The sequence below is a fragment of the Pseudoalteromonas sp. NZS127_1 genome, assembly GCF_015864295.1.
Lineage (GTDB): Bacteria > Pseudomonadota > Gammaproteobacteria > Enterobacterales > Alteromonadaceae > Pseudoalteromonas > Pseudoalteromonas arctica.
Genome location: NZ_JADYXO010000032.1, coordinates 20,686 through 28,233 on the forward strand (window position 1 = coordinate 20,686; position 7,548 = coordinate 28,233).

Genomic DNA, 7,548 nt, shown 5'->3' on the forward strand with positions numbered 1-7,548 from the left:
CGTTTATTGTTTAAAAATTAAGAGCCTAATCGGCTAAGTCGTTTACTACTAAATCGAGCAGCTGCATCAACTGCTTCGCTTGTGTTGCATCTACACTATCAAATTTACATAAAATATTTTTAGGAATATCGGCTGCTTTTAACTTAAGTGATTGGCCATGCTGGGTTAGCTTCACTAGGCGTTTGCGTTTGTCGTGCTCATCTTTAATAACAGCCAGTAATGATTTTTCGCTCATTTTTTTGAGTATTTGGGTCATTGCACCGCCGTCGATCGCGGTTTTATCTATTAGCCCTGCAATTGTTATTTCGTCTTGCTCCCACAGCGCCATCATTACTACGTATTGCGGGTAAGTTAAATTTAGCTCGTTTAAAGGCTCGCGATACGCACGCGCAATGCTGTTAGATGCCATATATAACCGGTGGCATAACTGATTTTTTAACTTTAATTGCTCAAACGGCATAACGTTATCCTTTATTTCAATACATGCTATTTTAATTTGCATGCAAAGTATTTGCAATCTCTAATTACTTGCTCTATTATTTTGCACACAAACTAAATTGATTGATATTTTAAAACTTTGGAGTTCATTATGAATGTATTACAAAACGTAGCTTACACAGCAAAAGCAACTGCAACTGGCGGCCGTGAAGGCGTAGCTAAATCTGATGATGGTCGTTTAGATGTAAATTTATCAACACCTAAAGGTTTAGGCGGAGACGACGGACAAGGCACTAACCCAGAGCAATTATTTGCCGCAGGTTATGCAGCATGTTTTATTGGCGCACTTAAATTTGTAGCAGGTAGCGAAAAAATAGATTTACCAAGCGACACACATATTAATTCACAAGTGTCTATTGGTGCTATTGAAGGCGGTTTTGGTATTGCAGTAAAATTGGCTGTATCACTAGGTGATATGGATAAAGCAGCTGCGCAAGAGCTTGTAGATAAAGCGCATCAAGTATGCCCTTATTCAAACGCAACACGTGGCAATATTGAAATAGAGCTTTCTGTTATTTAATAACTAAATAAAGAAAAGTTATAAAAGCACACAACGACAACTAGTCGTTGTGTGCTTTTTTGCGTTTTAAAGCAAAATAATTTAAATATACAAATAATCGTATATTCACTATTTCATATGTTTAGTTTTTGTTTTATTGTATATGCACTAACACTGCGAGGACACTATGGAACAATTCAACCCACTTCAATTTTATAAATGCTTAGCGGACGATACGCGTTTAAAAGCAATGCTATTAATTAGCGACCAAGAAGAGCTGTGCGTGTGTGAACTTGTTGCTGCACTTGAATTAAGCCAGCCTAAAGTGTCGCGCCATTTAGCACAATTAAGACAATGCGGATTACTGAGCGACCGTAAGCAAAATCAATGGGTTTATTACAGTATTAATAAAGCCCTGCCTGAATGGGCTAAAAATGTATTAACGCAAACCCTGACTGCTAACCCTTCATTTTATGAAAACGATTTAACGCGGTTAAATACTATGGGTAATCGCCCTGAAAGAGCAGCTAGCTGTTGTTAACTAACTAATTAGTAAATAAATTAACTCATTAAGGTATTTTATTATGACGATTAAAGTAGGTATTAACGGTTTTGGCCGTATGGGACGTTTAACACTGCGTGCAGCAGTTGATTGGCCAGAAATAGAGTTTATTAAAGTAAATGATGTAGCGGGCGATGCTAAAACACACGCACATTTAATTGAGTTTGACTCAGTACACGGACGCTTAGCGCAGCAGGTTACTAGTGATGATAATAGCTTTAGTGTGGGTAAGCACACGATTGCAGTTACCAACAACAAAACCATAAATGAAACTGATTGGTCAGATTGCGATGTAGTAATAGAAGCCAGCGGTAAAATGAAAACCACTGAGCTGCTAAATCAATATTTAGCGCAAGGTGTTAAGCGCGTTGTAGTAACGGCTCCTGTGAAAGAAGACGGGATTTTAAATATAGTAATGGGTGTAAACGATAACCTTTATAACCCAAGTGAGCATAAAATTGTTACAGCCGCCTCGTGTACAACTAACTGCTTAGCGCCCATTGTAAAAGTGCTGCAAGAAAAAGTAGGCATTAAGCACGGCTCAATGACCACTATTCACGACATTACTAATACCCAAACGATTATAGATGCACCCCACAAAGACCTACGCCGTGCACGTTCGTGCGGGACTAGTTTAATACCAACCACAACAGGTAGTGCAACGGCTATTACGCATATTTTTCCTGAGCTTAAGGGTAAATTAAACGGCCATGCTGTGCGTGTACCTCTTACTAACGCATCCATTACTGATTGTGTTTTTGAGCTTGAACGAGGTGTTACACAAGATGAAGTAAACACTTGGTTTAAAAACGCTGCAAATAACGAGCTACAAGGTATTTTAGGCTACGAAGAAAGACCGCTTGTATCAATAGATTACAAAACAGATCCACGTAGCTGCACCATAGACGCGCTTTCAACTATGGTAATTAACAATACTCAGCTTAAATTATACGCTTGGTATGATAACGAGTGGGGTTATGCAAACCGTACGGCTGAGCTAATGCTTAAAGTTGCACAAAGTGATGTGGTTTAATCTTGTTTAAAAAGGTTTAACGCTATGTTTGCTCAGTTAGCTAGTTTACCAAGTTCTATAAAACAATATTTAATAATTACCGGTAATTACTGGGCATTTACCCTTACTGATGGCGCACTAAGGATGCTGGTGGTGCTGTATTTTCATCAGTTGGGTTATGGTGCATTTGCAATAGCCATGTTGTTTTTGTTTTATGAAATTTTTGGCGTAATCACCAATTTAGTAGGTGGATGGCTAGGAGCACATTTAGGGTTAAACAAAACCATGAATGTAGGGCTTGGGCTACAGCTTGTAGCTTTGGCCATGCTTTGCGTTCCTGGAGATTGGCTAACCGTTGCCTATGTTATGGCAGCGCAAGCACTGAGTGGCATAGCTAAAGACTTAAATAAAATGAGCGCAAAGAGCGCCATTAAGTATTTAGTACCACAAGACGATGCAGGGCAAAGCCAATTATATAAATGGATTGCCATACTTACGGGCTCTAAAAATGCGTTAAAAGGAGTGGGCTTTTTTTTAGGCGGCTTATTACTTACCGTATTTGGTTTTGTGGGGGCATTAATAAGCCTAATTGCTTTACTTAGTGTTGCGTGGGTTATTAGTTTAATTTTTTTAAAAGGCGATATTGGTAAAGCTAAAAACAAACCTAAGTTTAAAGAATTATTTTCTAAATCGCGGGCAATCAACTTACTTAGTGCAGCGCGTTTATGCTTGTTTGCGGCGCGCGATGTATGGTTTGTGGTTGCATTGCCGGTTTACTTAGCCGCTCAGTTTAACTGGGATCACTGGTGGGTAAGCGGCTTTATGGCTTTGTGGGTAATTGCTTATGGATTGGTGCAGTCGCAAGCACCGCGTATAACAGGGCAAAGTGATTCAAACTCACATTCAGTCAAAAAAGCGTATTGGTGGGTTGCTCTATTAAGTGGCGTAACTGGCATTTTAGCGTTGTTGATGCAATTTGATGTAGCGGTACATTTTACGCTTGTAATCGGCTTACTTATTTTTGGTGGTGTATTTGCTGTAAATTCATCGCTGCATAGTTACTTAATAGTAAGTTTTGCTAAAAACGATGGGGTGTCGCTCGACGTTGGCTTTTATTATATGGCCAATGCGATAGGGCGTTTGCTTGGTACGGTGCTTTCTGGCTGGGTTTTTCAAGTATATGGGCTTAGTGCGTGTTTATGGGTAAGTGTATGTTTATTAATTGCAGCCTCAATTACAACGGCACGTTTGGCTAAACTTTAAAAAACTCAACGTATTGTATTAAATTCAATTTGTTTAACGATATTCATAGCTTCGTTGGTTAGATCTACTAAACTGTATCAGTAGTTTTAATTTAAAGGGTGTGATGAATGCGAGAAATATCGTTAGCAAAAAAGTTACTCTGGCTAAGTGTCGGTAGTATATTTATAACTGTACTAGTGCTATCAGGCATTTTGTGGTGGCAGTTATCATCAAGTAATAAGCAGTTAGCGACCAAATCCGAAGAGTACATTATTGTAGAAGTAGAAGAAAAGCTTAATGCTCATGCGGCTGGATACGGAGAAAAAATTGCTGGCTTTATTAATGAAGCTTACCGTGTTCCTTATTCATTAGCGGCATTACTTGGCAATGCAGCAAAACAAAACACTTTAGACCGAGATACAGTTGTCAGTATAAATAAAGCGGTTTTAGAACAAAACACTCTCTTATCATCTATTTATTCTCAATTTGAACCAAACGCTTTTGATGGGCAAGATTCTCAATATCAACAAGGGTATAAGCATTCAGTAGATAGTGCTGGTACGTTAGAGGTATACATAACTCGCGATCAAAAAGGCATAATTGAACAACAAAAAGTAGCGAATGCCGCCGATAAATACATAACAACGCTTAATGAGTTTGGTATTCGCGAAGCGCAGTGGTATTTGTGCGCAAAAGACACACTTAAGCCTTGTATTATGGAACCGTATTTATACGAAATCCCATCGGGCGATTCGGTAATGCTAACTTCGTTAACCGTGCCTATTTTAAAGTCAGGCCAGTTTATTGGTTTAGCAGGCGTTGATTTAACTCTACCAACCTTTCAAGTAATGACTGAGCAGCTTTCTAAGCAGCTTTACAATGGTCAAGCTAAAGTAACCTTATTAAGTGATTTAGGTTTAGTTGTAGGCAGCAGTCATTATAAATCTAAATTAGGGCGCCCAATTAAAGAGGCTGTTAGTTCTACTATATTTAATGATATTGAAAAGTCTAAAGGGCAAAGCGGTATTTTTAAAACAAATAGTGAATATTTAGTAAATTATCCAATTGATATAAAACTAGCAAACACTCAGTGGTCATTAATCATAGAAGTACCTACAGACCTAGCACTTGCAGGGCCTGAAGCGCTAGAAAAAAACATGCAAGAAACAGCAGCATCACTCGGGTTTATTATTTTAATTACAGGCTTAATAATTGCTGTGGTTGCTTTTGTTATTATGAAATTAGTAATTGCAGGTGTAATAGCGCCGCTACAACAAATTCAACAGCGGGTTGATAACCTCGCAAGTTCTGAGGGTGATTTAACGCATACATTGCATGTTGATAGCCACGCAGAACTTATTGCATTAGCTGGTGGGTTTAATCGATTTTTAGCAAAACTACGTGATTTAATTTCTGAACTAAAAGCGGTGTCTGAGCAAACTAAACAGCAAGGCGAAATAGCACAACACATCGCTATTGATACTAAGCATAATGTTCAATCTCAATTTCAAGAAATTGAAAGTGTGGTAACGGCTATGAACGAAATGAGCGCAACAGCACTCGAAGTAGCCAGAGCATCAGAGCAATCAGCCCAACAAGCCGATGAAATAAATAGCTTGGTAGTAAGCAGTGAGTCGAGCTTATCGTCAGCGATGACACAAGTTAAAACGATGTCTGAAGAAATTAAAGAAGCTAACCAAGCAGTTGAAAAAGTAGCTTCGCGTAGTAAAGACATTACGCAAATATTAGATGTAATTCGTACTATTTCAGAACAAACAAACTTACTTGCACTTAACGCAGCCATTGAAGCTGCGCGCGCTGGTGAGCACGGGCGAGGCTTTGCCGTTGTTGCTGATGAAGTACGTGCACTTGCTTCTAAAACGCGTTCATCAACAGATGACATAAGCCAGTTAATTGATAGTTTATTATCTGAAGTAGGTAACGCATCTACCGTTATTGAAAAAGGCGTAGTACGTGCACAAAATGCCGTTGATGAAACATCAGTAGCTTTTGATGCTCTGCACAGTGTTGTCGTTAAAGTTGATGAAATAACCAATCAAATTACACATATTGCCACCGCTGCCGAAGAGCAAAGCTTAGTGACTGAAGAAATAAACCGTAATTTAACGCTTATATCTGATGCCGCATCGCAACTTGCTGACTTATCTACACAAGCAGGGGATAGCAGCGAAGCGCTTAATGCACTTGTTGCCCAGCAAGATAATGAGCTAAATAAGCTTAAAACGTAACTTATAAATTAAGTTTTAAGCACAAAAAAATGGCCAGTTAATACTGGCCATTTTTATTTAGTAAAATAAGTATAACTTGTTGAGAATGCGCGATAACTGCTATTTATAACTTTTTAATCAACATAAACATTTGGTTGATCATTGGCTCAGCAAATTGCTCTACATTAGGACGATTAAAATAACCGCGTAAACCTGTAAATTGCACCTGAAAAAAGCGCGCATATTCAACAGCGGTCAACGTATTACTTAACTCACCTTTGTTTATTGCTTGTGTAAACAACTGCGTTAAATAAGCTTCAAATTGAGCGGTTAAATCTAAGCTTAGCTCATATAGGTTTGAGTCTTTTTCTGCAAACTCGCTGTTTGCTTTAACCAGCATACAAATAGCGCTTGGGCTGCAATCTTTTGTTTTAATGACCACATTTTCAACAAATGCACGTAACCCACCAAGTACTGTATCTGCACTTGATAGAAACCCCTCTATTTGGGTTTTCATTTGTACTGTGTAATCTTTCAGCGATTCGCAGTATAGCCCTTCTTTAGAGCCAAACGCAGAGTAAATACTACCCGGGCGCATATTAACGGCTTCTTGTAAGTCACGCGTTGAGGTTGCATGAAAACCTTTTTGCCAAAATAGCTGGCTTGCAACGCGAACTACATTATCGCGTTCAAATTTAACCTTATTAGCCATATCATTCTCAATCAATTTGAACATTTGCTCAATTTTAACTTGAACAGTCGCTCAAAATCAAATACTATGTGTCTCGAAGTTACTTAAAACTATTAATTATTAGGAGCTAACCATGGCCGAATTTACTTTATACACTCAAGAAAACGCACCAGAAGAAGCAAAACCGTTACTAGCTGATTCAGTAGCAGCATTTGGTATGCTTCCTAACTTACATGCAGTAATGGCTGAAGCACCAACATTACTTAAAGGTTACCAAGTACTGCATGAGCTGTTTCAAAAAACATCATTCAATGCAGAAGAGCTAACAGTAGTATGGCAATCAATTAACGTTGAGCACGCATGTCATTACTGTGTTCCTGCTCACAGTGGTATTGCAGCGGCAATGAAAGTTGATCAAGGTGTTGTTGATGCACTTGTAAACAAAACACCACTTGAAAACCCTAAGCTAGAAACTCTTCGTGAAACTACACTCGCAATGACACGTGAACGTGGCGTGATCAGCGATGAGCAAATCGAAAAATTCTTTGCAGCAGGTTACGGTAAGCAACAACTACTTGAAATTATTGTAGGCTTGTCTCAAAAAGTAATGAGCAACTACACTAATCACCTTGCTGATACACCAGTAGACGCTGCATTTAAAAAATACGTAAAATAAATACGATTTTATAAATGACAAAAGGCAGCCTAGGCTTAATGCCGATCAGTTAAGAAAATGACCGGTTGACCGATCCAAACGATCATGCAAAATCCGTAGTTAGGAAACTAACTACGGATTTTTTTGTGAATATAGAACAA

The 7,548-nt window shown here is 38.6% G+C and carries 8 protein-coding genes; 6 read left to right on the plus strand and 2 right to left on the minus strand.

Features of this window, described 5'->3' with window-relative positions; translation table 11 throughout:
* Positions 1–25: 25 nt before the first annotated feature.
* Positions 26–460, minus strand: a complete 435-nt coding sequence (locus I6F50_RS19055; protein WP_165741420.1) for a MarR family winged helix-turn-helix transcriptional regulator — start codon at positions 458–460, stop codon at positions 26–28.
* Positions 461–589: 129 nt separating this feature from the next.
* Between I6F50_RS19055 and I6F50_RS19060 the strand changes: the two genes are divergently transcribed.
* From I6F50_RS19060 to I6F50_RS19080, 5 genes are all read left to right on the plus strand, one after another.
* Positions 590–1,018, plus strand: coding sequence for an organic hydroperoxide resistance protein (locus tag I6F50_RS19060; RefSeq protein ID WP_165729437.1), 429 nt, complete (start codon positions 590–592; stop codon positions 1,016–1,018).
* A gap of 166 nt (positions 1,019–1,184) precedes the next feature.
* A complete protein-coding gene (locus I6F50_RS19065) occupies positions 1,185–1,538 on the plus strand; it encodes a metalloregulator ArsR/SmtB family transcription factor (protein WP_165729438.1) in 354 nt (117 codons plus the stop codon).
* 43 nt (positions 1,539–1,581) lie between these two features.
* Complete coding sequence (locus tag I6F50_RS19070) at positions 1,582–2,592, plus strand: ArsJ-associated glyceraldehyde-3-phosphate dehydrogenase (protein ID WP_165740966.1); 1,011 nt, start codon at positions 1,582–1,584, stop codon at positions 2,590–2,592.
* A gap of 24 nt (positions 2,593–2,616) precedes the next feature.
* Positions 2,617–3,834, plus strand: a complete 1,218-nt coding sequence (gene arsJ / locus I6F50_RS19075; protein WP_165740965.1) for an organoarsenical effux MFS transporter ArsJ — start codon at positions 2,617–2,619, stop codon at positions 3,832–3,834.
* Between the two features lie 107 nt (positions 3,835–3,941).
* The gene (locus tag I6F50_RS19080) at positions 3,942–6,062 is read left to right on the plus strand and encodes a methyl-accepting chemotaxis protein (protein WP_165740964.1); all 2,121 of its coding nucleotides are present in this window, start codon (positions 3,942–3,944) and stop codon (positions 6,060–6,062) included.
* A gap of 103 nt (positions 6,063–6,165) precedes the next feature.
* On the opposite strand, the gene I6F50_RS19085 is transcribed toward I6F50_RS19080, so the two are convergent.
* Complete coding sequence (locus tag I6F50_RS19085) at positions 6,166–6,753, minus strand: TetR/AcrR family transcriptional regulator (protein WP_010553549.1); 588 nt, start codon at positions 6,751–6,753, stop codon at positions 6,166–6,168.
* A 112-nt stretch (positions 6,754–6,865) separates the two neighbouring features.
* On the opposite strand from I6F50_RS19085, the gene I6F50_RS19090 reads away from it, so the two are divergent.
* Positions 6,866–7,408 carry a carboxymuconolactone decarboxylase family protein gene (locus tag I6F50_RS19090; RefSeq protein ID WP_007586212.1) on the plus strand — a complete coding sequence of 181 codons (543 nt, stop codon included), beginning with the start codon at positions 6,866–6,868 and terminating at the stop codon, positions 7,406–7,408.
* Positions 7,409–7,548: the final 140 nt, after the last annotated feature.